This window comes from Chitinophaga niastensis (assembly GCF_003014755.1).
GTDB classification, from domain to species: domain Bacteria; phylum Bacteroidota; class Bacteroidia; order Chitinophagales; family Chitinophagaceae; genus Chitinophaga; species Chitinophaga niastensis.
In genome coordinates this window covers 498,972-522,695 of sequence record NZ_PYAW01000002.1, presented here as the reverse complement: position 1 = coordinate 522,695, position 23,724 = coordinate 498,972, and the positions used below count along the sequence as shown (strand labels likewise).

General features: G+C 43.4%; 21 protein-coding genes. 4 read left to right on the top strand and 17 right to left on the bottom strand.

The window, feature by feature from the left end:
- Positions 1 to 46: 46 nt before the first annotated feature.
- The 5 genes from CLV51_RS10745 to CLV51_RS10725 form a co-directional block, all read right to left on the bottom strand.
- The gene (locus CLV51_RS10745) at positions 47 to 1,336 is read right to left on the bottom strand and encodes a hemolysin family protein (protein WP_106528032.1); all 1,290 of its coding nucleotides are present in this window, start codon (positions 1,334 to 1,336) and stop codon (positions 47 to 49) included.
- 23 nt (positions 1,337 to 1,359) lie between these two features.
- Positions 1,360 to 2,091 carry a ZIP family metal transporter gene (locus CLV51_RS10740; protein ID WP_106528031.1) on the bottom strand — a complete coding sequence of 244 codons (732 nt, stop codon included), beginning with the start codon at positions 2,089 to 2,091 and terminating at the stop codon, positions 1,360 to 1,362.
- Positions 2,088 to 2,666 carry a phosphatase PAP2 family protein gene (locus tag CLV51_RS10735; protein WP_106528030.1) on the bottom strand — a complete coding sequence of 193 codons (579 nt, stop codon included), beginning with the start codon at positions 2,664 to 2,666 and terminating at the stop codon, positions 2,088 to 2,090. Before CLV51_RS10735 ends, CLV51_RS10740 begins: the two co-directional genes overlap by 4 nt.
- A gap of 2 nt (positions 2,667 to 2,668) precedes the next feature.
- The gene (locus CLV51_RS10730) at positions 2,669 to 3,412 is read right to left on the bottom strand and encodes a class I SAM-dependent methyltransferase (RefSeq protein ID WP_106528029.1); all 744 of its coding nucleotides are present in this window, start codon (positions 3,410 to 3,412) and stop codon (positions 2,669 to 2,671) included.
- A 110-nt stretch (positions 3,413 to 3,522) separates the two neighbouring features.
- Complete coding sequence (locus tag CLV51_RS10725; RefSeq protein ID WP_106528028.1) at positions 3,523 to 5,541, bottom strand: LTA synthase family protein; 2,019 nt, start codon at positions 5,539 to 5,541, stop codon at positions 3,523 to 3,525.
- Between the two features lie 177 nt (positions 5,542 to 5,718).
- Between CLV51_RS10725 and glmM the strand changes: the two genes are divergently transcribed.
- Positions 5,719 to 7,101 carry a phosphoglucosamine mutase gene (gene glmM / locus CLV51_RS10720; RefSeq protein WP_106528027.1) on the top strand — a complete coding sequence of 461 codons (1,383 nt, stop codon included), beginning with the start codon at positions 5,719 to 5,721 and terminating at the stop codon, positions 7,099 to 7,101.
- A 130-nt stretch (positions 7,102 to 7,231) separates the two neighbouring features.
- Here glmM and CLV51_RS10715 read toward each other — a convergent pair whose 3' ends face one another.
- The 5 genes from CLV51_RS10715 to CLV51_RS10695 form a co-directional block, all read right to left on the bottom strand.
- Positions 7,232 to 8,359: a cysteine desulfurase family protein gene (locus CLV51_RS10715; protein ID WP_106528026.1), complete on the bottom strand. Its 1,128-nt coding sequence runs from the start codon at positions 8,357 to 8,359 to the stop codon at positions 7,232 to 7,234.
- Positions 8,360 to 8,544: 185 nt separating this feature from the next.
- Positions 8,545 to 9,276 carry a LytR/AlgR family response regulator transcription factor gene (locus CLV51_RS10710; protein ID WP_106528025.1) on the bottom strand — a complete coding sequence of 244 codons (732 nt, stop codon included), beginning with the start codon at positions 9,274 to 9,276 and terminating at the stop codon, positions 8,545 to 8,547.
- Positions 9,273 to 10,322, bottom strand: a complete 1,050-nt coding sequence (locus CLV51_RS10705) for a sensor histidine kinase (RefSeq protein ID WP_158266973.1) — start codon at positions 10,320 to 10,322, stop codon at positions 9,273 to 9,275. Before CLV51_RS10705 ends, CLV51_RS10710 begins: the two co-directional genes overlap by 4 nt.
- Before the next feature lie 429 nt (positions 10,323 to 10,751).
- Positions 10,752 to 11,099, bottom strand: a complete 348-nt coding sequence (locus CLV51_RS10700; RefSeq protein WP_158266972.1) for a DUF4907 domain-containing protein — start codon at positions 11,097 to 11,099, stop codon at positions 10,752 to 10,754.
- Complete coding sequence (locus CLV51_RS10695) at positions 11,092 to 12,093, bottom strand: Kelch repeat-containing protein (protein ID WP_158266971.1); 1,002 nt, start codon at positions 12,091 to 12,093, stop codon at positions 11,092 to 11,094. The genes CLV51_RS10700 and CLV51_RS10695 overlap by 8 nt, the downstream gene beginning before the upstream one ends.
- Positions 12,094 to 12,340: 247 nt before the next feature.
- Between CLV51_RS10695 and CLV51_RS10690 the strand changes: the two genes are divergently transcribed.
- Positions 12,341 to 13,672: a DUF4270 family protein gene (locus CLV51_RS10690; RefSeq protein WP_106528021.1), complete on the top strand. Its 1,332-nt coding sequence runs from the start codon at positions 12,341 to 12,343 to the stop codon at positions 13,670 to 13,672.
- Positions 13,673 to 13,681: 9 nt separating this feature from the next.
- Positions 13,682 to 14,911 carry a BamG family beta-barrel-assembly machinery protein gene (bamG, locus tag CLV51_RS10685; protein WP_106528020.1) on the top strand — a complete coding sequence of 410 codons (1,230 nt, stop codon included), beginning with the start codon at positions 13,682 to 13,684 and terminating at the stop codon, positions 14,909 to 14,911.
- A 171-nt stretch (positions 14,912 to 15,082) separates the two neighbouring features.
- Here the strand turns inward: bamG and CLV51_RS10680 are convergent, their stop codons facing one another.
- Complete coding sequence (locus CLV51_RS10680; protein WP_106528798.1) at positions 15,083 to 16,447, bottom strand: GH1 family beta-glucosidase; 1,365 nt, start codon at positions 16,445 to 16,447, stop codon at positions 15,083 to 15,085.
- Between the two features lie 220 nt (positions 16,448 to 16,667).
- Here CLV51_RS10680 and CLV51_RS10675 point away from each other — a divergent pair, with 220 nt between their 5' ends.
- Positions 16,668 to 17,741 (top strand): formylglycine-generating enzyme family protein, encoded by a 1,074-nt coding sequence (locus CLV51_RS10675; protein ID WP_106528019.1) that lies wholly within the window; start codon positions 16,668 to 16,670, stop codon positions 17,739 to 17,741.
- On the opposite strand, the gene CLV51_RS10670 is transcribed toward CLV51_RS10675, so the two are convergent.
- From CLV51_RS10670 to hisIE, 6 genes are all read right to left on the bottom strand, one after another.
- Positions 17,724 to 18,233 (bottom strand): DsbA family protein, encoded by a 510-nt coding sequence (locus CLV51_RS10670; protein ID WP_106528018.1) that lies wholly within the window; start codon positions 18,231 to 18,233, stop codon positions 17,724 to 17,726. The two genes, CLV51_RS10675 and CLV51_RS10670, sit on opposite strands and share 18 nt — an antisense overlap.
- Positions 18,234 to 18,358: 125 nt before the next feature.
- The gene (locus CLV51_RS29785) at positions 18,359 to 20,020 is read right to left on the bottom strand and encodes a M56 family metallopeptidase (RefSeq protein ID WP_146151266.1); all 1,662 of its coding nucleotides are present in this window, start codon (positions 20,018 to 20,020) and stop codon (positions 18,359 to 18,361) included.
- A 14-nt stretch (positions 20,021 to 20,034) separates the two neighbouring features.
- Positions 20,035 to 20,394, bottom strand: coding sequence for a BlaI/MecI/CopY family transcriptional regulator (locus tag CLV51_RS10660; RefSeq protein ID WP_106528017.1), 360 nt, complete (start codon positions 20,392 to 20,394; stop codon positions 20,035 to 20,037).
- A 166-nt stretch (positions 20,395 to 20,560) separates the two neighbouring features.
- The gene (locus tag CLV51_RS10655; RefSeq protein ID WP_106528016.1) at positions 20,561 to 21,700 is read right to left on the bottom strand and encodes an AhpC/TSA family protein; all 1,140 of its coding nucleotides are present in this window, start codon (positions 21,698 to 21,700) and stop codon (positions 20,561 to 20,563) included.
- A 72-nt stretch (positions 21,701 to 21,772) separates the two neighbouring features.
- Positions 21,773 to 22,855, bottom strand: a complete 1,083-nt coding sequence (locus CLV51_RS10650; protein ID WP_106528015.1) for a TlpA disulfide reductase family protein — start codon at positions 22,853 to 22,855, stop codon at positions 21,773 to 21,775.
- Positions 22,856 to 23,124: 269 nt separating this feature from the next.
- Complete coding sequence (gene hisIE, locus CLV51_RS10645) at positions 23,125 to 23,718, bottom strand: bifunctional phosphoribosyl-AMP cyclohydrolase/phosphoribosyl-ATP diphosphatase HisIE (protein ID WP_106528014.1); 594 nt, start codon at positions 23,716 to 23,718, stop codon at positions 23,125 to 23,127.
- Positions 23,719 to 23,724 lie beyond the last annotated feature (6 nt).

The following is a 23,724-nucleotide window of genomic DNA, read 5'->3' as shown; positions in this document are numbered from 1 at the left end:
TGTAATTACGTATCCGGTTTATACTTGTTGTTTTTTGGGGAAAGCCCTACTCTTCTTCCGTTTGCACTGGTGGTGTAACCAATACTTTATCAATTCTGTGTGCATCCATATCCACTATCTCAAATGTAAAATCCCGCCAGGTAAACTTTTCACCAGTCTGCGGAATATGTTCCAGGTGATGCAAAATGAATCCTGCCAGGGTATCAAAATCCTGCTCAAATTCTGTCATCCAGTCTTCTTTATCAAATTCTTCCAGGAAATCATAGAATGGAATCTGTGCATCTACCAGCCAGGTGCCGTCTTCGCGCAAAATCATCTCATAGTCATCACTTTCGGCAGTTTCCGGCATATCTCCCACGATAGCCTCTAAGATATCATTAAGAGTGATCATGCCCAGAAAAGTGCCATATTCATCCACAATGAAGGCAGCATGTAAATGTGTTTCCTTAAACTTTTCGAGTACCTGGTATGCTGTATTATTTTCCGGCACAAACAGCGGTTTCTTGACAATATCTATCAGCGGAACAGCTTTGCCGGATACAGAAAAAAGATCTTTGATGGTAACAATACCTTTGATGCTGTCTATCTGCCCGTCACATACCGGGTATACGGAATGCAGGCTGTTATGGATCTTCTGTTGATAATCGCCCGGGGCTTCATTAATATCCAGCCAGGTAATATCATTGCGGTAAGTCATGAGCGAGGTGATATTCCGGTCTCCCAGATGAAACACGCGTTCAATGATTTCCTGTTCTGTTTCTTCAATAGCGCCGGAGCTGGTGCCTTCGTTAATAATGGCTTTGATCTCTTCTTCCGTTACATGTGTATCGCCGGACTGGAGATTAAGTATTTTCGACAGTACCGTAGTGGAGGCGGTTAGCAGTAAAATAAAAGGATAGGTAAGCCAGGACAGCACATGCATGGGCTTAGCCATATTTTTGGCAATAGCTTCCGGTTTGGCCATACCAATACGTTTAGGTACCAGCTCTCCCAGCACCATGGAAAAATAAGTGATAACAACCACAATAATAACAATAGCGATGGTGTTGCTGTACTGTTGGAGGGCAGGAAATGTGTTGAGCCAGGCAACAACATCTGTCTTGATGTTTTCGCCTGCATATAACCCTGTTAAGATGCCGATCAGGGTAATGCCGATTTGTACTGTGGAAAGGAAGGTGTCTGGATTATTAGCCAGTTTCAACGCTGCCTTTGCTTTTTCATCCCCTTTATTGGCCTGGTTTTCCAGTCGGATTTTCCGAGCTGACACCAATGCTATCTCCGACATCGAGAATAGGCCATTCAGTAAAATAAGGATGAGGATAATGACGACTTCCATATATAAAGCCTAAAAATAAAAAATTATTCAAATATCAGGGTAAGAAAAGCCAAAAGCAGTCCTGCTGCTATGGCTATGACTTTCCGCCCGCTTAGTTCATGATGTTTTGTACCGCTTTCATAAAAAATAGTAGTGGAAATATGCAGGAATGCGCCTATTACCAGTGCTACTACGTATAACAGGTAGTGCTGTACAATTTCGAAACGATTGCCCAACCAACCCGCCAAAATAGCGGCTATCGGGGTTACTACGGCAAAGGCCAGCAAAATGCGCCAGAGATCAGCCCGTTTCTTATGTGCATGCATCATAACAGTCATGAGCGTTAATGCTTCCGGAATTTTATGCGCCGCCACGCCTACCATTAAGGAAGGCAGTGCGGATTGATCATCATATTTAAACCCCAAAGGTATGCCTTCCATAAATGCATGGATGGAAAGCCCCAGCAGTAGCGGCGTTACCGCAATATTATGTTGATGTTCACCTGGCATATGTGTATGCCCGTGTTCCATACCATGTGATAGCTGCTGCAGAAATACCTGTAGAAAAAACCCCAGCACAATATAGATACCCGCCTGATGCCCCAGCTCGTGATACACTTCCGGCAGGAGGTGCATAATAATCACCCCAAAAAGAAATGCACCCGTGAAGGCCAGCAGATAAATAGAAAAATTGGCGTGAATACGCTTTACCGTCATGGGGATCATCCCACCCGCAATCGTAGCTGCCAGTATTAGTATCAGATAGTTCCAGTTCATGATGTAAGTTCAGGCTCCAGTCTTATGCGGCGTTTAAAAAAACTACCGCTCAGCAACCCGATTAAAAGGCCCAGTATTGCACCGCCAGTCACATCCAGCGGATAATGTACACCTACATATACCTGTGCATAAGCAATCACTGCTGCCCATGCAAAAAATATCCAGGCGTACCGGCCAAAAGCTGATTTTAAAGTTATGAAACAAAATGTAGCCAGCGCAAAATGATTGGCCGCATGATTGGAAGTAAAGCTGCCACTCATGGGACAATAAGACACCAGTACACGTGTATAATGTGATACGATCGGATCACGACAGGGTCGCACCCTTCCGATAGCCTCTTTCAGAAACAGGCTGGTTTGATCTGCCACGCCAAAGCACAGCAAAAAGAAAAGTATCCAGAAGAAACCTTTCCAGCCATAGTTTATGGTAACAAATAAGCCGAGAAAAAGGTACAACGGTGCCCACACATAAGGCTCCCGCAGAAACGGCAGGATCACATCCAGCCAGGAATTATGCCACTGGCCGTTGATATGAAAAAACAATCTGAGATCACCACGTAGGATAGATTCAAGCATGGCTATGATTTTGTAGCGATGATGATCAGACGTGGCGATCGCTGTTCATCATAACTGTTAAAGTGATAGTCGCCGAATATTTCTGTTATTTTGAGGCCCTGTCTTGCAAACATCTCCTCAAAATCATGTCTGGTAAAGGCATTCACGCTTTCAGTATAAGCAGCACGGCGCATTTTTTCTTTATCCAGTATACAAATCTCTTTAATAAATTTCTTGTCTTTCAGCTGCCGGCGGATATCAAACACTACATTTTCTTTTTCCTTTACTTCATCCACCACCAGGTGTGTTGCTACATAACTGCTGTTCAGGTAATCCAGTACCAGCTTGCCACCGGGCTTCAGTGCATTTTTGAGGGTGCGCAAAGCATTGTCATTGTCACGTTGAGAATCAAAGTAACCGAAACTGGTGAAGAAATTAAAAACGATATCAAAATAATTGACGCGGAACGGCAAACGCATATCATGCTGAAAAAAGCTCAGGTGCTCATTTTCCAGCTTCTTGGCGGTGTTAATACTTTCAATTGAAAGATCTATTCCGGTTACATCGTATCCTTTATCTGCCAGGTATTTGGCATGACGTCCCTTTCCACATGCTACATCCAGCATCAGTGCACCCGGTACAGGCTGAAGATAGGCCAGCAACTTATCAATAAAGGCAGCTGCCTCCTGCTCATCGCGGTTATTATACAACAAATGATAATAAGGAGAATTAAACCAATCTTTAAACCAGACTTTATCTATTTCCATAATTTATGCAGCATTAACCATTAGCTATTAGCCTTTAGCTGTTAGCTTTTAGCGCTCCTGAAAAAGGTTTATTACTGAAGCGCTAAAAGCTAAATGCTAACAGCTAACAGCTATTTTTTATTATTAAACAACAAATATCGCGTGCTTTCGGAAAAGCCACGTGTTAAATTATCGAGGCTTTTTGCAGTATCCGGCAGTTGTGCACGGATATTCTTCATCGGATCTCCCTTTAAATCATACAATGCAGCCGAATCTGTTTTCAAACATATCTCATACAGGTAACGATCACCCAGGATAGCATAATAAGGCAGCTGATTACGCACATAATTAAGAAATACGTATTTATTATTCACCCGGGCACTGTCAAACAGATCTACCCCTAATGTATAATTCTTATACGGCATACCCACCATTTTTGCTACGGTAGGATATACGTCCAGCAAGCTTCCGGGTGTTGTGACCTGTTGTGGTGCAATATGTTTGGGACTGTACATAAAAGCAGTTACATGTACACCACCGGTAGCCAGTTCATATTCCGGCAGCGGCATAAAGCTGTATGGGTTGAGCACACAGTTATGATCCCCAAAAAATACAAAGATGGTATTGTCAAGATAACCATCTTTACGGGCCATATCAATGAGATGTCCTACGTTATAATCTTCGTATCGCAATGCATTAAACTGGTCTACTGATACAAACCCCGACTTTTTAAATTTGTTCATATCCAGCTCTTTCTCTGTCATCTTTTTAAAGTCGCCCGCACCGCTGGTAGTAGTATAAGGCGGGTGATTATCAGCCAGCTGCAGGAAGGCTACAAAAGGTTGTTTCTTATCATTATCGGCTTTAAGTATTCCGCTGGCTTCCGTAATGAGGTCGTAGTCAGACACGCCCCATACGTCTGCTTTAGGTGATTTGTACATTCCTTCCTCATAAATGCGGACACCTTCCACATTATTGGTGAACACCGCGCGGATATTGGCCCAGTTGGTGTTTCCGCCAAGCAGGTACAGCTTATCATATCCTTTGAACTGGTCCATGACAATCCGTTGATCCAACATTTTAGGGTGACGGCTTGCCGTTTTCACGGTGGTGATATCCGGCAACCCGGTGGTAACGCCAAATACTGTTTTGGCTGTACTGATAGCAGGAACGTAGAAGTTCTTAAACAAAACCCCGCTGTCTGCCAGTCGTTTCATATTCGGGGTTGCCTGCATCGGGTTATTATACATACTGGTCACGGCTGCCCCTGTGGATTCCAGCATTACCAATACCACATTCAATTTGGGCTTGGTTGGGTCACCAGGTACAGTACGTACGTAGTTAAGCTTTTCTGTTTGCAGACTATCAACTTTCAGATATTCTGCAATAGCCGGATAATATTTTTTTGTTGATTCCAGGTAAAATGTATCGCCCTCTACTGTAAGGTTGGACACGAAATACAGGATGGGATTGAGTCCCAGGCTGGTTACGCCGTTATCGCGGGTAAACATCGCCTGACTCCATCTTAATGGGAAATATGCGAAGTTGCCGTAAATACCTCCGGCCACCAGCAGTACCATACCGATAACATAACTGGTAAATGGCCAGTTACGCAGGTACACTGCTGGTTGCGATGCAAATCGTTTCCAGGTGGACTTTTCAATCCGGTATACAATAAACATGAATATGATGATAGCCAGGGCTCCACGCACTACCGGATAACTTTGCCATACCATGCGGGCATTGTCTGCACGTTCTCCTTTTGCCAGGAACCTCAATACAGAAGGGTCCAGACGCAGGCCCAGGTAATCGTAGTGGCCCAGATCCAATATATATAATAAGGTAAGCAGCAGGTAAACTATAAAGAAATAGATAAAATTAGTCCTGCATATAGCTTTTGATGTAAAAAATTTATTGCGGGAAATCAATGCTATGGCGGCTATTGGCACAATCAGCATAAGCGCCAGACGCAGATCAAATTTTAATCCCAGGTACCATGCCTTTGTGATAGCAGCACTATCTGTGATCGTAGTTTTGAAGAAGAACAGGTAAAATATTGCCCTGAACATTACCATCAACAGGAAGAGGTAAAGCGTTTGAACAAACACATAACGAATATACCGGGGTATATTCTTCCACGAGTATTGCATGTAACGTATAGCTGTTTTTTTTGAAGCGTAGCTGCAAATATAGGGAAAAGTGAATGGGGAAAATTGAAAAATAGGGAGGCTATGAGGAATCCCGATCTCCTCTATTAGTCATCTTTTCATAATTAGGAATTCTGAGATGGATTTTTTTATATTTGCCTTCCTTAAAAATTGAATCTCGTGGCACTGATCAAATCAATATCCGGTATACGCGGAACCATAGGCGGTAAGCCCGGTGAGGGACTTTCTCCATTAGATGTGGTAAAATTCACAGCGGCATACGGCACCTGGCTCACCCAACAAACAGAAAACCGTAAGGTGGTAATCGGCCGTGATGGTCGTATTTCCGGCGAAATGGTAAAAAACCTGGTGGTATCCACTCTTAACGGATTGGGTATTGATGTAGTAGACCTTGGTCTTTCTACCACCCCTACTGTAGAGTTGGCGGTTACCATGGAAAATGCTGCAGGTGGTATTATCCTTACTGCCAGCCATAATCCGAAAGAATGGAATGCGCTGAAACTGTTGAACAGTAAAGGCGAATTTATTTCCGGCGAAGATGGCGCTATCCTGCTGGACATCGCTGAACGCGAGGATTTCAATTTTGCAGATGTGACTAAATTAGGCACCTACACTGTTGATGATTCCTATCTGCAGAAACACATAGACCTGGTAGTGAACTATCCATTGGTGGATGTGGCTGCTATCAGAGAGCGTAATTTCAAAGTAGTTGTAGATGTGGTAAATTCTACCGGCGCTATTTTCGTACCCCCATTGTTGAAAGCGCTGGGCGTGGAAGAGGTAGAAGTACTGTTTGGTGAAGTGAATGGTAAATTCAGCCATAATCCTGAGCCATTAGCAGAAAATCTCACTGCCCTCTCCAACGAGGTGAATAAATCCAATGCCGACCTGGGTATTGCTGTAGATCCGGATGTAGATCGTCTTTGCTTTGTTTGCGAAGATGGCAGCATGTTTGGCGAAGAATACACCCTGGTAGCGGTAGCAGACTACGTATTAAGCAAAAGGAAAGGTAACACCGTTTCCAACATGTCATCTACGCAGGCATTAAAAGATGTAACGCTGAAACATGGCGGCCAGTACGCTCCTTCCGCTGTTGGCGAAGTGAATGTGGTTAAAAAGATGAAAGATACCAATGCAGTGATTGGCGGCGAAGGCAATGGCGGTATCATTGTTCCTGACCTGCACTATGGTCGTGATGCACTTATTGGTATTGGTCTTTTCCTGAGCCACCTGGCACACAGCAAAAAAAGTATCAAAGCCTTACGTAACAGCTATCCCGACTATTTCATCTCCAAAAATAAAATAGAACTGGATAAAGGTGTGGATGTAAAAACTATCTTCGAAAAAATTAAAGGCAAATACAAAAATCAGCCTTTGAATACAGAAGACGGTCTGAAAATAGAATTCGACAAGGATTGGGTACATCTGCGTACATCCAATACAGAGCCTATTATCCGCATTTATGCTGAAAGTCAGAATGAAACTACAGCAGACAATATTGCCAAAAGGATCATGCAGGATATTAAAGAATTTATGCACTAGCTTTTAGCGGTTAGCTTTTAGCTTTTAGCTTTTAGCTTTTAGTAAAAAATGCAGCGAAGAAAAGAAGTACTATACTTCCATCTTCGCTGCATTTTTTACTAAAAGCTAAAAGCTAACCGCTAAAAACTTCTTATATCAGTTCCTTTAATTTCTCTACTGCTTTATCTACTTCTTCTTTGGTATTATTTTTAGAGAAGGAGAAGCGCACCGCAATCAGGTTAGGATTGCTATTGATGGCGCGTATTACGTGAGAACCCGCACTAGCACCGGATGTACAGGCACTACCACCGGAAGCACAGATACCGTTGATATCCATGTTAAACAGGATCATCTCACTTTTCTCTGATTTAGGGAAAGCCACGTTCAATACGGTGTACAGACTGCGACCATAAAGATCTCCGTTAAAAACAACTTCCGGAATATGCTTTTGTAACTGTTCTGCCATATACATACGCAAGCCATTGATATACGTACTATGCGCTTCATGTTGTGCAGTAGCTATTTCCAGCGCTTTGGCAAAACCAATGATACCGTACAGGTTTTCTGTACCGGCGCGCATATTGCGCTCCTGGCTGCCTCCCTGGATGAATGGCGTTATTTTCACATTTTCATTGATGTACAGGATTCCTACGCCTTTAGGGCCATGGAATTTATGTCCTGCACCGGTAATGAAGTGTACAGGCGTGTTGCGCAGGTCAAACGGATAATGTCCTACAGTTTGTACTGTATCTGAGTGGAAGATGGCATCAAATTCCTTACAGAGATTGCCCACTGCCTGTATATCCAGCAGATTACCAATTTCATTGTTGGCATGCATGAGGGTAACCAGGCATTTCTCGTTGGCACTGGTCAGCAACTCACGCAGGTGATCCATATCAATATGTCCGCTGGGCAGTATTTTCACAAAAGAAAGTGCAATACCATCGTGGTGATGCAGGTATTCTACTGTGTGCAGGGTAGCATGGTGCTCAATAGGGGAAGAAATGATATGTTTGCATCCAAGGTCCTTTACAGCCGCATTAATGGCTGTATTACTGCTTTCTGTGCCACCGGAGGTAAAGAAGATCTCTCCCGGATGTGCGTTCAGTGTTTTGGCTACTGATTTACGTGCATTTTCGATACCCAGTCTTGATTCCCGACCGTAAGAGTAAATAGAAGAAGGATTGCCAAACTTTTCTGTCATATAGGGCAGCATAGCTTCCAATACCGCTGGGTCCAGCGCTGTGGTGGCTGCATTGTCAAAATATATTCTTTCCAATGTTGGTGGTTTTTGATAAAAGAATAATAATTAATGGTGGTGGTGGTTTAAAAATAGAAGCAAATGTCCGAAAAAATTACGAATTGCGAATTACGAATTACGGCTTAACAAGTATATATATTCGAACATTTTCGCGTATATGTACCTGTTAAGCCGTAATTCGTAATTCGCAATTCGTAATTTATTTATGAATTCCTGTTAATCACATCATAGAACCTATCCCTGTAACCATCGCTGATGGGAATAGATTGATTAGCGATCATCACGGTATTTTTCTCCACACAATTAATTTTGTTGAGAGATACCAGGTAAGAGCGATGAACGCGGATAAACTTATCCGCCGGCAGGCGGGTTTCGAAGGATTTGAGGCTGCGCAAAGTGAGCACAGGCAAGTTTTGAGTATAAATTTTCGTATAGTCTTTCAGTGCTTCTATGAAAAGAATATCTTCCAGGTTGATCTTAATGATCTTGTACTCTGTTTTAATGAAGATGTAGTCATTTACCCATGTGGCATCTACGGCAAGGGCGGCATTACCGGCATTAGCACTTTTCTGCTGGGTAGCAGACAGTGTTTCGCTGGCTTTAGCGGCGGCCTTCAGAAAACGCTCAAAAGGTACCGGTTTCAGCAGGTAATCTACCACATCCAGGTTAAATCCATCCAGTGCGTACTCTCCGTAGGCAGTGGTAAAAACAACCAGGGGTGGGTATTTCAGCGATTTAAGGAACTGAATGCCAGTAATATCGGGCATCTTGATGTCCAGAAAAACCAGGTCTACCGGCTCATCCTGGATAAAGCGCAACGCTGTGGCAGCGTTTTCAAACTTACCGGTAAGTGTCAGGAAGGGGACTTTCCCGATATAGTCTTCCATGATTTCCAGCGCCAGCGGCTCGTCATCCACTGCTATACACTTTATCATTTTTTCAGCACTATTTTAAGATCAACAATAAATTGGTTCTCTGTTTCCGTGATAACGATCTCATGCTCGTTGGCATAAAGCATTTCCAGTCTTTTTAATACATTCTGCAGACCTATTCCTCCTCTATCGGCAACGCGTTCTTTAAAGTGGCTGTTCTTAACATTTAATCCGACCATATTTTCAGCAATAGTAATATCAATGTCAATAAAGGAATCTTCGGCATAACTGATCCCGTGTTTAAAAGCATTCTCTACAAAAGGTACCAGCAGCATTGGTTCTATCTGTAAATTTTCTGCATCTCCGTTTACCTGATAGTTAATGTGAATATCATTAGGCAAACGCAGGCGCTGTATATCTATGTAATCCTGCAGGTATTTCAACTCATGCGTCAGTAATACTTTTGCCTCATTAGATTCATAAATCATGTAGCGCATAATCGTAGAGAGCTTCAGGATAGCATGTTCCGTTTGTCCCGATTGTTTATGTGCCAGCGAATAAATAGTATTCAGACAGTTAAAAAGGAAGTGAGGATTAATCTGCGACTTTAAAAATTTTAATTCCGCGTTTAATTTCTCTACTTTCAGCTCTTCCCGTTGTTTTTCACTCTTAAACCATTCCAGCGCAATTTTTATAAATCCGCTCATGAATAACATGAGCAGTGCAAAAAATCCCGATCGGCGCAGGACTTCCGGGAAAAGCAAATATTCCCAGATGGTTGGCCCTTCCTCTTCCATTAATGGATTCACAGTAAACCGTTGTGTGGCTGCAATTGCCCGTACAGTATCCCCGCTCTGCATACTTGCCGGACCGCTCACCGGAAATGCAGGTACCGCTTCTGCCTCTTCCATTCTGAACATGCGGTGACGACGACGATGGTGAAACGGAAGAAACCCACCTTGTGTTACTTCCGGATTGTTAAATTTTTTATCCATGCGCAATGCCATAACAGGCCGCGGTGCATAATTTTTGAAGAAATAATAGTCGAGTGCTGCCTGTTGCGCTGTTATGAAGATGATGAGCAGTGCAACACTACACAGGTATAACACAATTTTTTTTCCGTTAAAAAAACGGGGGATCAGCACATAAATATTCAGATAAAAAATACCGATGAGAAATAGATTATCAATCAGTTCTTTAACGAAGAACCCTTTATGTAAAATCTGAATCCGGTAAATGAAAAATGGGAAAAATAAAAAGCATGCCCATCCCAACATGTGAAGAGAAATGAGGAAGGGACGATTTTTGAGAATCCGTTTAAAATTTAGCATCCTTTTATTTGATGCGATAAACTTACACCAGATAGGGTTATCCTTGTGTTAAAGTTTGTTAACCAGGGTATAAGGGATTGTTAAAATTGAAACAGAGATTAAAATACAGTTAAAATTGCGATTGGCGCAGTACTATTTGGTGAGATGATATAAGCGAAAATCTCCGCTGAATATCTCACCAAATAGCACTACGCTATTCGCAATGTTTTATCGCGCTTCCCCTATCTGCATGTTAATCAATTCCTGCTGTGATATAGCAGGAATTTTATGGTGTGTGAGTTTATCCATAACAGCGTTCCCCACCCTCAGTGCATTTTCTTTTGATTGAAAAACACGGTTACCGGGTACACCTGGAATTACATCCTGGTAGATATAAGTATGTCCATCCATATTCACTTTATATCCCCACCCACCATTGATTTCAAATGGTTCCACTGCAATGGCAATCATTGTAGTGGAACTTTTTTCCGGTGCTTTATTTTTGATACGCACTGCAAAAAAAGCAAGTGCAATCAGTACAATACCGGAAAGAATAATAATATTACGTTTAGTCATTTGCATTATACGTTGCAGTAGGATCAAATTCAAACATATCATCAAACGGCTGGCTTGAACTAACACCCAGCACTACAAATCCACGGTCTTTTACGGTAAATCCGGTTGCACCGGTACGCGCAGCGCCTTTAAAATCTGTTTTCTGTAACCACAGGTCTGTTTCAGGTGTATATTCCCATGTAGCACTGGATAAACTTCCTTTGCTACCTGAAGTAATATAACCTTTACCTCTCATAGCGAAAGATGCGGCTCCGCTGCCTTTGAAGTTATAGGCATCGTCGTAGCTTTGATCAGACACATTGTCGATAGGACGCAGGGTAGTCCAGCTTTGTGTATCACCATCAAATGAATAAAAAGTGGTGATGAAAGTAGAATTGGCGGTACCCATACATACATATGCTTTGTTACCGATCACGAAGGCAGAAGCATCCGTTCTTTTTCCATTATTCAGGCTGGATGCCTGTGTCCATGCGTTGGTAGCAGGATCGTATTGCCAGTTGTCATTTAACCAGTTACCATCATAACCTGTGGTGATATAGCCTTTATCTTTCAAAGCAAAGCTTACCGATCCGTACCGTGGACTACCAGCAAAATCTGCCTTGCGCACCCATGTATTGGCAACAGGATCATATTGATAAAAGTCGTTCAGTTTGTTCAACCCATCGTAACCAGTACCAACATAACCTTTGCCGGCCATAGCCATACCTACGGCGCCATTACGGGCAGCACCGGTTAAAGGTGCTTTTTGTGTCCACTGATTTTTATCTACATCAAACATCCAGAAATCCTGTAACCTGTTGGTACCATCGTACCCGGTTCCAATATAGGCTTTATTATCAATCACGAATGAAGCGGCTGAACTTCTGGCTACCCCCCCAAACTGCGCTGGATTGAGTCTATTCCAGTCCCCAACCAGGGTTGGGCTGTTAGAACCCTTCGAACAGGCTACTAGAGAAGCCATCAATAATAAACTATAACCTTTTAAATATCGCATTAGCATGTTCATTTTACTGCAGCCAAAATTATCCGCAGGAGCATTCCGTCAAACAGGAAATAGCTATTCCCGCCATTTTAACTGACGGATACCGTTATTTCATCTACCAGTTGTAATCTTTCGCCCCAAATACGGGTTCCTGTACGATTGGCAGCATAAAGAACATATACCGCTTTTCATCGATGAATTTTGGCTATTGGCATATTAAACCAATTGAAAGTATTGATCCTGTCTAAAATTGCGCACCATGAACAACACCATGTATCATTTATTTTTCAGGCGCTTAGGTGGCGGTGTACGCAAATACCTCCCGGCCCTTCTAGTGGTTGCGGCTTTTACAGCATGTCAAAAGACCGGTTTTACCTATAATAATATTGTAGAGAATAATCAGACCGACTATATTCTTTCTGATACGCTTAGTGTGCGTATGAAAACAATTCAACGGGATTCTGTGCCAACTTCATACGCAGGCGTATTGCTGGCTGGAAGTAAAACGGATCCACTGTTTGGGAAGATTACCGCCAGTTCATTTTTTCAGATAGCTCAACCTGCATCGATAGATATTCCTGCTTTTGGATCAAAGTATGATTCCATGGCGCTGATCATGCATCCCAACGGATATATGTCCGGTGATTCTACCGTGCCACAGTCGTTCCAGGTATACCGGGTAACTTCTACCATTCAAACAGCATTAAACTTTTATTACCTCTACAGCAACAGTAACTTCTCTACCGAAAGCACTCCCATTGGGAATTTCAGTGGCATTATACGTCCCAGAACGGATAAGGTGATTTCCGTAAGTATGTCTGATGTGTTGGGCAATCAACTGTTTACGATGCTGCGGGATAAAAGCCCGGATATTATAGCAAACAATACATTCCTCGAATTTTTTAAAGGATTAAATGTAAGAGGTGGCCCCAATAGCCCGGCTGTTACCGGTTTTATTGCACGGGATACCAGTCTTGTGATGCGGTTATATTATCATACCAATGAAATCATTACTACTGTAAAGTATGTGGATTTCAAAATGCAGGCACCCAATTTACAGTTTAACCGGGTATTGGCAGACCGTACCGGTACGCCGATAGAGACGCTTAAAGGAACTGTGAAAGAATTGCCTACTGAAAATTCCGGTAATGTGGCCTTTATGCAGCCTATAACGGGAGCGGCTACACGCATCGATATCCCGTACATTAAGAACCTGGCTTTTCTGGGTCAGTTTTTTAAGATCATGAAAGTGTACATGACTATAAAGCCCATCAGTGGCACATATACCGACAACCCTTTACCAGCGCGCCTGGCTTTATGTGAACTGGATAACAACAATAACGTAACGGATACACTTTCCTACGGACAGCTGACGGTTGATAACTTGTATAATGCGCGTACCAACTATACTTACGACATCACCAACTACTGCATCAAACAACAAACTGTTACCGACTATTACTCACGTGGTCTTCTGCTTACTCCCAGTAATACTGATGGTAAAACAACGCTGGATCGCCTGGTAATAGGTGATCAGAAAAATGCTAAGAACAAAATTACTATACAGTTATACTACCTGTTGTATAAATAAAGGATGCTCATGCGAATAAAACTATATACCGGCTTAATATTATTCCTGTTGTGCGGTACCGCCGTAAAAGCACAACACGGCCTTAATTCCGTCTATTCCGCCTATGGCATAGGTGACCTGGAAGAAAGGGATTACAGCCGTAATTTCGGCCTGGGAAGCACCGGCATTGGCCGTCGCCACTCCGGCTACCTGAATGAGCTGAACCCGGCCTCCTACAGTGCCCTCCCTACACAAAACTTCATGTTTGATATATCATTGAAGGCACAACAGATCAATTATAATGGCGGAGGTATTTCACAAAGTGCCGGAGATGTGAATTTCAAGCGGCTGGCACTGGGCTTTAAAGCTGCTTCTTTCTGGGGTATCAGTGCAGGCATTACGCCTTTCAGCACAGTGGATTACAAGTTACTGAACCAACAATTTGTTACAGGTACAGGAAACCCCGTTACTACGTCTACTACGGGTACCGGCGGAATTAACAGGGCATATATTTCCAATGGTTTTTCACTCAGCAAAAACTTTTCTGTAGGTGTATCTACTGCCTTTCTTTTCGGCCCGCTGAAAACATCACAATCTGTAGGCTCTGATTCATTATTTACAGAACATAACAAATATACTTTTAAGCCTAATTTCACATTAGGTGCACAATACGCCGGTAAAATATCCAAAGACTGGCAATTGGGACTGGGTGCTACTTACCGCTTCCAGACAAAGCTGAAAATGCAGGAAAAACTAAATATTGTGAACCAGGATGAAACATCGCTGTACACTAAAGATCAGGACCCTTCCTACTTCACCTTACCAGCGGAATATGGCGCCGGACTTACCCTCACCAACGGCACTATCACCTGGGTAGCGGATTATCGCCATCAACTGTGGAATAGCCTGAATGAAAAAGGTAGCAATTACCTGTACCAGGACGGCGAGCGCTACTCTACCGGTATTGAATACACGCTGAAACGCAAATACTATAATCAAACGATTGAAGGTGCTGTATTACAGGCAGGTTTCAGCTATAACAAATCACCACTGGTGATTGCCGGTAACCAGCTCTCTGATATTTCCGGCACACTAGGCGTATCCCTTCCCAGCAAGAACGGGCAGTTGCGGTATTACCTGGGCCTGGAAGGCGGACAACGCGGCGGAAATGGCAATGGATTAATAAAAGAAACCTATGTGAATGCGGTATTTAATTTCAGTTTGCGGGATCTCTGGTTCTTAAAACGTTTGTCGCAGTAAGACTGTCTTTCTCAGGATTAGACTGATTATGCTGATTTTACTGATTTTATTTTTTTTGATTATAAAAAGATTAGCGGAGATTGGAGCGAATAATACCCGCTTTAATCTCCGCTAATCTTTTTAAATCTATCAAAATCAAAAAATAAAATCAGTAAAATCAGCATAATCAGTCTAATCCTGAGAAGACAATAACTCGCGGAACCAGTAGCCAGAGTCTTTGATTGTTCGCTGTTGTGTTTCAAAATTAACATGTACCAGTCCAAACCGGGCACGGTAGCCTTCTGCCCATTCAAAGTTATCGGTAAGGGTCCAGGCAAAATAACCTTCTACAGGAATGCCTGTTTGTTTGGCTTTGAGTACAGCTGCGAGGTATTCCTGAAAATATTGAATGCGGGAAGTGTCAATGATGCGGCCATCTTCTGAGGGAAGATCCGGGAAGGCAGCACCGCCTTCTGTAACGATCAGTTTTTTTACGCCATCATAAGCGGCAAATTGTTTCAGTATTTCGTATAGTCCGTTGCCATTAATCTCCCATCCAAGGCCTGTTAGCGGCACATTCCTGGATTTAGCTTTCACTTCCGAAATTTTCACTATCGGCATAAAGGCATTGTGCTTTACTACCAGCGGAAAATAATTCTGTACACCAATAAAATCGAAGTCAAAAGCAAGACGGTCCCAATCGCGCCACAAGGCATAACGGCGTTCAATACGTTTGAGCAGCGGAAAATCCTGTACCGGATAACCCATTCCCAACGCAGGTTCCAGGAACAGCCGGTTAAACAATGCATCGGCACGGCGGGCAGCCTGCAAATCGGATTCGCTGTTGGAATACGGAATAATCTGCGAACAGGACAAGGCAGTACCAATATTAGCCCCTGCCACTTCATGCCTGATTACACGCCCGGCTTCTGCCTGTGCCAGCACAACGTGATGTACTGCCGGTAAAAAATAAGAAAGCCCAAACTTTCCAGGAGCATGCACCCCCAGCATGTAACCCAGTGCAGTAAAGCCAAAGGGCTCATTTAATACAATCCAGTTCTTTACCTTATTCCCATATTCGCGGGCACATATGCGTACAAATTCTTCAAAAGCAAATATTACTCCCCGGTGACTCCAGCCCCCCTTATGTTCCAGCGCCTGCGGTAAGTCCCAATGATACAAGGTTACATAGGGTTCCAGTCCTAATTCCAGGCAGGCATCAATTACCCGGTGGTAATAGTCAAGCCCGGCCTGATTTACGGCACCGGTACCCTTGGGCATAATACGTGACCAGGAGAGGGAAAAACGGAACACAGAAAAGCCCAGGAGTTTGGCCAGTAGTATATCCTGTGTATAGCGGTTGTAAAAATCGCAGGCAACCTGCGCGTGGCTTTTATCTTTGATCTTTCCTTTACGTCCGGAGAACGTATCCCAAATAGAAGGTCCTTTGCCATCCGAATCGGAGGCACCTTCATTCTGAAAGGCAGAAATTGTAACACCCCACAGAAAATCATCCCCGAAATCTTCACGTGTAAAGGGCATAGCAGCTTGTTGCATACGCAATACCTGTAAAATTGGGCGCCTGCATACCATGCCGGACCCTGCTAATAAGGGTGCAGTTTACAACAGTTTTCGGGGAAAAGTAATTATATAATTGTTAACTATGATTTTGACCGGGATTTTTACCAGGATTTGAATGATTAACAGGATGAGCGTTATGTTGTTAATAGGATATGCATTATAAAATACTATTTTTGAAGACTTACAAATGAAGACAATGAAGGTGTATAAAACCATTTTAAATATAGGCATATTACTGGGAGTGGTTACCCTGAGTAGCTGCGGCGGAAATAACAAAACGCCGGGTAAACAACCGGCTGTGCTAACAGCAACGGATACACTGAATAAGATGGTGCTGATTCCCGGTGGCTCTTTTAGTATGGGAGCAGATGATGAAACAGGTATGGCGGATGAATATCCTAAACATAATGTGCAGGTAGACAGCTTCTGGATGGATGAACATGAGGTAACGAACCAGGAGTTTGCCAACTTTGTGGCCGCTACCGGATATGTAACCACCGCTGAAAAGCCCGTTAGCAAAGAAGAATTGATGGCCAGCATGCCGCCGGGCTCACCGGAGCCGGATAGCAGTGCAATGGCTGCCATGATGGTTGCTGGTGCGATGGTGTTTTCGCCACCGGATCACGCAGTACCTTTCAATGATGTATCGCAATGGTGGCGGTTTGTTCCCGGTGCCAGCTGGAAGCACCCGGATGGGCCGGATAGCGCTGTAGCCAACAATGGCAACAAGCCCGTTACGCAGGTTTCCTGGCTGGATGCGCAGGCTTACGCAGCGTGGGCGGGTAAACGTCTCCCTACAGAGGCAGAGTGGGAATATGCAGCACGTGGTGGCCTTTCCGGGAAATTATATCCATGGGGAGATGAACCACTGAACAGCGGCAAACCCAAAGCCAATACCTGGAATGGCAACTTCCCTTACCACAATACTAAAACAGATGGCTTTTATGGTACTGCGCCGGTGAAATCGTATAGCCCTAATGGTTATCAGCTATATGATATGTCTGGCAATGTATGGGAATGGTGTGCAGATTGGTATGATGCCAATTATTATATGGAGGGAGAAAAAGGTGTCAGGAATCCTGCCGGTCCGGAAAAGGGTTTTGATCCGGAAGATGCCGGAGCGGCTAAAAAAGTGATCAGGGGTGGTTCCTATATGTGTAGTGATGAATATTGCCGTGGGTACCGGGTATCTGCACGTATGAAGACCACACCCGAATCCGGCTTATCTAATCTGGGCTTCCGTTGTGCACGGTCAATCCTCCATAAATGAGGATAGTACGCGATAGTCGCCGTTATAACGCTTGCCGTTAAGATAAAACGTGGGTGTGCCATTTACGCCACTGCGGACCCCACTTTCAAAATCAGCATCCACCTTGCTAACCAGGTCAGGTGCCTGCATGTCTTCTGCAAACTGACTCAGGTCAGTAAGGAAATCAGCGGCCAGCCCCAGCAATAATGCATCATTTAATTCCGACTGACGGGTAAAGATAGCGTCATGCATTTCCCAGAAACGATCCTGACGGCCCGCTGCTTCAGCGGCCATTGCTGCATCCATCGCATATTCATGCGCTTCAGCCAGCGGAAAATTGCGGAAAACAAAACGAAGCCTGTTGGCAAAACGCTCCTGCAGCTGCTTTACAACAAAAAAGGCCTCGCGGCAGTAAGGACACTGAAAATCGGCGTATTCTACCAGCTCTATGGTAGCATTGGGTACCCCGGATACATGATCACGCGAGTTTACCGGAGGAAGAAGTATAGCCATTATACTAATTGTTTTGCAGATGGATGGGTAACCATATATAAACAGCTATAGCCTGATAATGTTGTATATAAAACAAAAATGCCACGGTGGCGGACCGTGGCTTCTTGTTTTATATGGAATAAATTTTACCGGACATGCTGGATATGAATCGTATCACATAGTAAAGTTGCTGTTTGGAATTTAGTATCCTTATTCTTCGCATCAGGACTTTTAGTAGTAATCATCATCACATTGTCCTTTGTAGTACCTCCACCAGGAAGCGTAATTGCGTTCCCTTTCAATATGGTAATGGATTCAATATTATCTGGCGAAATGTTCAATGCTTCTTTCGTGACCATTAGTTTCCCATCAACGAATACCTTCCCGGAAAAAGGTTCCTTTTTATTCCCAACTATGGTAATACTATTTACTTTGCCATTGCCATTGGTAGCAACACCAGAAAAAGATGCTGTTTTAGCCCCTCCTACACTAGTACTACTTCCTTTTCCAGAGTTACTGGTACCGGAAAACCCATTGGTTGCTCCTCCTTTTAATTGAACAAACACTACCCCGTTCTTCGCCTTGTTGCCATATTGGGCTACCATATCATCTGTTACACTGTTGCCTTTCATTACATTTATTGCTTCAATCTGATCAGGGTACACGTTCGCATCCATTGATTCCTTATCCATCACTTGTCCGTCTACCACAAAAACGGGTGTCACTACTGCATCAACATTGGTGGTATAGGACGTCACAAATGCTTGTGCCGGTGCTGGAGGAGGTGCTGGAGGAGGTGTTGGAGCAGGAAGAGGAGCCGGAGCTTTACCTTTCAGGTGCTTAGTGTGTCCCGGCGGAGGTGGTGGCGGTGGTGGTAATGGTGCCGGAGGAGGCGGTGGTGGTTGTGGAACCGTGTCCCGCTGTTGTATGAAGTGAAGCGCTGTGGAAGCCTTGCTGTAATTCAATGATAAAACCAATCCACCTACCAGTACACCCAATATGAGGTAGCGTACCAGCTGATAGCCTGATGACTTTTTACTGTTCATCATAATGATCCTGTTTTTAAGATGTGAGAAATTGAAATTGTTTGCGATGGCCGTCGCATATGGGATCCCACTAACTTTAATAAGATTGTACTGATAAGCTGTTTTGTCAACACCCTGACGCAGCAGATACCTGTCTGTAATGAATTCCAGGTTTTCCCGGATAGCTGTTTTCATGAGCCATGCCCCGGGGTTAAACCAGTAAAAAATATTATTGAGCTCGCCCAGCAACACATCCACACTATGCCATTGTTGCACATGTACTATTTCATGGCGCAGGATAGCCGGTAATTCTTCCGGTTGGTGCAGCGAAGGATTGATATAAATATGTCTGAAGAAAGAGAACGGATTCACCGGCTGTTGCAGGAGTTGTACCCGTATATTGGCCACCTCGCCGCGTTGGGACTGCCTGTGTATCTTCCATAATGAAAACAACTGTATAAAAAAACGTATAGCCATTACCGATACCCCTATCCAAAAGATATACACCAATACATTCCAGACCGTGAAAACAGGTGCCGGTGCCCGCCAGTTACTAAGATCAGGTACATATGTCATTACGCCACCGGAAAGGGTTTCATGCTTATTAACAAAAGCATCAATACCTATGAACGGAAACAAAGAGGAGAAAACAATCCCAACCAGTAAAAACGTCCGGTTCAGTGTATAAAAGGTAAGTCTGCGTAAGCCAAAACGATAAGCGAGAAAAAATAACGTCAGGGCGATATTTGCTTTTAACAGATATATTAAGATAGCAGGTACCATAACCACGATTAAATTTATTTTCCTTGTTCTATCATTTTGATGATTTCTTTCAGCTCATCGGGGCTGATCTTCTTTTCTTTAGCGAAGAAGGATACTAACTCTTTATAGGAGTTTTCAAAATAGTCTTTCACAAAACCGTTCATGAATTTCTGCTTATAGGCAGTTTCTTTTATCAGTGGCGTATATTCATATACGTTACCTGCTTTACGGCTTTCCAAAAAACCTTTTTTCTCCAGATTTTTTATAGTAGATGCCAGCGTGGTATATGGTGGAGCCGGCGCTGTATGCGCTTCCAGGAAGTCTTTCACAAAACCTTTCCCCACCTTCCAGATGGCCAACATAGCAGCTTCTTCCTGCTGGGTAAGTTTTTCCATGTCATCAGTTTATTTGTCAATTACGATTCTTTCGTAAATCTACGAACATTTCGTAGATAATCAAATTTATTTTTTCACGCAAAGGCGCATAAGGAAAAAAGGCGCAAAGGTTAAATGTTTAACCTTTGCGCCTTTTTTCCTTATGCGCCTTTGCGTGAAAAGTTTATTACTTCAGTATTTCTTCCAGCTTAGCCACCAGGTCTTCGCCACGGAGGTTTTTAGCAACGATCTTGCCTTTAGGATCGATCAGTACATTTTGTGGGATGGCACGCACACCATATAAGTCAGCAGCTGCATTTTTCCAGCCCTTCAGGTCAGAAACATGCGTCCAGGTGAGCTTATCAGCCTCTACTGCGGCCAGCCACTTATCTTTTTTATCATCCAGGGAAACGCCCAGGATTTCGAAGCCTTTTGATTTGAACTTGTCGTAAGCCTTTACCACGTTAGGGTTTTCAGCACGGCAGGGACCACACCAGCTTGCCCAGAAATCTACCAGCACATATTTACCGCGGAAGGAAGCAAGGCTGATATCTTTACCCTCAGCATCTGCCTGCGAAAACTCAATAGCAGATTGACCTACAGCAGTTTTACGGGCAGACTCCAAACGTTTGGAGAACTCTTTACCGGATGGAGAATTTTTAGCTTCTTTATGCAGCTTTTTGAATAAAGGTGTTATCTCGGCAGGTTTCAGGTCGTAACCAGCTACCTGGTTCAATACAAACATGGCTATCGGGGAAGAAGTATTTTTAGACAGAAAATCATGCTCTATCTTTTTTTCTTCTACATCCAGTGAATCATATTGTGCTTCCAGTTTTTTGATGCCTTCTTCGTCTTTATTCTTGGAAAGTTCACGGTATGCTTTCTGCAATACGGCACCTTTCTCGTTTACATCTTTCAGTTGTTCATTCAGCTTTTTATAATCGTCGTTAGCTTTAGAACCGCTTACAGTGGCCTTGCTGATAGAGTCGGTGGTATTGATGTTGATAGTTCCCTTATCGAGGAATACCGCCAGCATATCACGACCCATAGACATTGGCTTTTCTGCACCTTTTTGTACGAGCATCAGGCTGGCCATGTTAGGCTCTTCCAATGATCCTGTAAAAGTAAATTTACCATCTTTCACCTGCGCGCTATCCACTACACTCTCTCCACCTTTACGCATTCTGAGATATATTGTTGCGGGGGTCTTTTGTTGTGAAACGGAACCTTGTATAGTAAAAGGCTTACCTGTAGAGGCTGCTTTTTTATCCTGTGCAAACAGTATTGCCGGTAAAAGCATAGCGGCGCCTATCATTGTTTTCTTCATTGGTTTTTTATTTTTACGTACAACAAATTTGTAAAATCGGCTGATCAATGCCAACCTGATTTTGATAAGCGGCTATTTCAACAGCTGCTGCAGTTTCTGCTCCAGCTCTTCCCCGCGCAAATTGCGCGCAATGATCCTGCCCTGAGGGTCTACCAGGAAATTAGAAGGAATGGACTGAATGCCATACTGTACGGCCACTTCATTGCCCCAGCCACGAAGATCAGATACCTGTGTCCAGGCCAGACCATCCTGATTAATGGCACGCAACCAACGATCGCGGTTATCATCCAGCGAAACACCCAGGATGGTAAAGTTCTTTTCCTTGTATTTGTTGTACGCTTTAACTACGTTGGGGTTTTCCTGGCGACAAGGGCCACACCAGCTGGCCCAGAAGTCTACCAACACATACTTACCGCGAAATGACGACAGCTTCACCGGCTGGCCTTTTATATCCTGCTGGGAAAAATCATCTGCGGCAATATTCACTCCATTTGCCTTCAAGCTTTTTATATAGGCGGTTACACTTTCGCCGTATTGGCTTTGTTGTAAAGATTTATCCAGCGAATAAAACAGCTGCTGAAACTCTTCCGGCTCTACACGGGCGCGCAACTCATTCATCAGCAACCAGATGCTGGCAATGCTTTTGGGATGTGTTTTCATGAAATCCTTGCCCGTTTTCACTACTTCTTTGCTAAATGCATCTGCATTTTTGCGGAATGCATTTTTTGCCGGCTCATCTTCCGGATTAATCCCTTTGGCTTCTGTATTCAGTTCCTGGGCCTGTTTGATCAATGGATCAAATGCTTTCTGGTACTGCTGCATCGCTAATGTATTTTCATTTCCCTTTACTGCAGACGCTATAGGGTAAGTAGTTGCCGTAGTGGTAAAATGAACAGGTTCATTACCCGTTACAAACAACATAGGATAATTCACATCCTGCAAAATCAATGCGTATACGGATGGCTCTTTACCATTCTTCACCTTGAAACTGAATTGCTCATTCTTTATCTGCACTGAATCGTCCGGGTTATTGTCCTGGTCATCAAACAAGTATATTGTTTTACCGTTGCCTCCCTTAATAGTGCCCGAAACCTGCTGGGCATGCACGCCAGCTGACAAAAGCATGCCTGCGGCTAACAGGAAAAATTGTTTCATTACGAATTATTTTAATTAGTTAGAAGGCTGTAATATACGAAGAGATTTATTACGGAGATAGCCGTGCAGGGGTGCGGGCTTCGCCCGCAGTTAAATTGTTTTAACCAGGATTTATACTGATTAAGATGATTACCACGATTTTATTCTTTTATTATCAGGATCTTCTTTATTTAAAATCAAGTCTTAATAAATAAAAATAAAATCAGCATAATCATCTCAATCAGTCTAATCCTGGGCAAAACAATCTGAAAACGGGCGAAGCCCGTCTTCTATTTATGTCTTTCTTTTAACACCGATATAACATCTGCTAACTGAAAACCCTTGGCCTGCAAGAGGATAAGGTAATGAAACAGTAAGTCGGCAGATTCATTGAGGAAAAGGTCATCATTGCTATCTTTAGCTTCAATAACTACTTCTATCGCTTCTTCCCCTACTTTTTGCGCGATTTTGTTGATGCCACGTGCAAAAAGGCTGGCCGTATACGATTTATCGGTAGGATTATTTTTACGATCTGCAATAATATCTTCCAGTGTAGCGAGAAAATCATTGCTTACGTTTTTTTCATCCCAACAGGTATCCGCACCGGTATGACATACAGGGCCAAGGGGTTTGGCCTGGATCAGGATGGTATCCTGGTCGCAATCTACTTTCAGATCCTGCACCAGTAAGAAGTTACCACTCTCCTCTCCTTTTGTCCACAGGCGGTTTTTAGAGCGACTGAAAAAAGTCACTTTACTTTCTGCCATGGTTTTCTCCAACGCTTCGCGGTTCATGTAACCGAGCATCAACACTTTTTTTGTCACCGCATCCTGTATAATGGCCGGTACCAGGCCATCGGGAGACTTCTGAAAATCTATCTGCATGTTAGC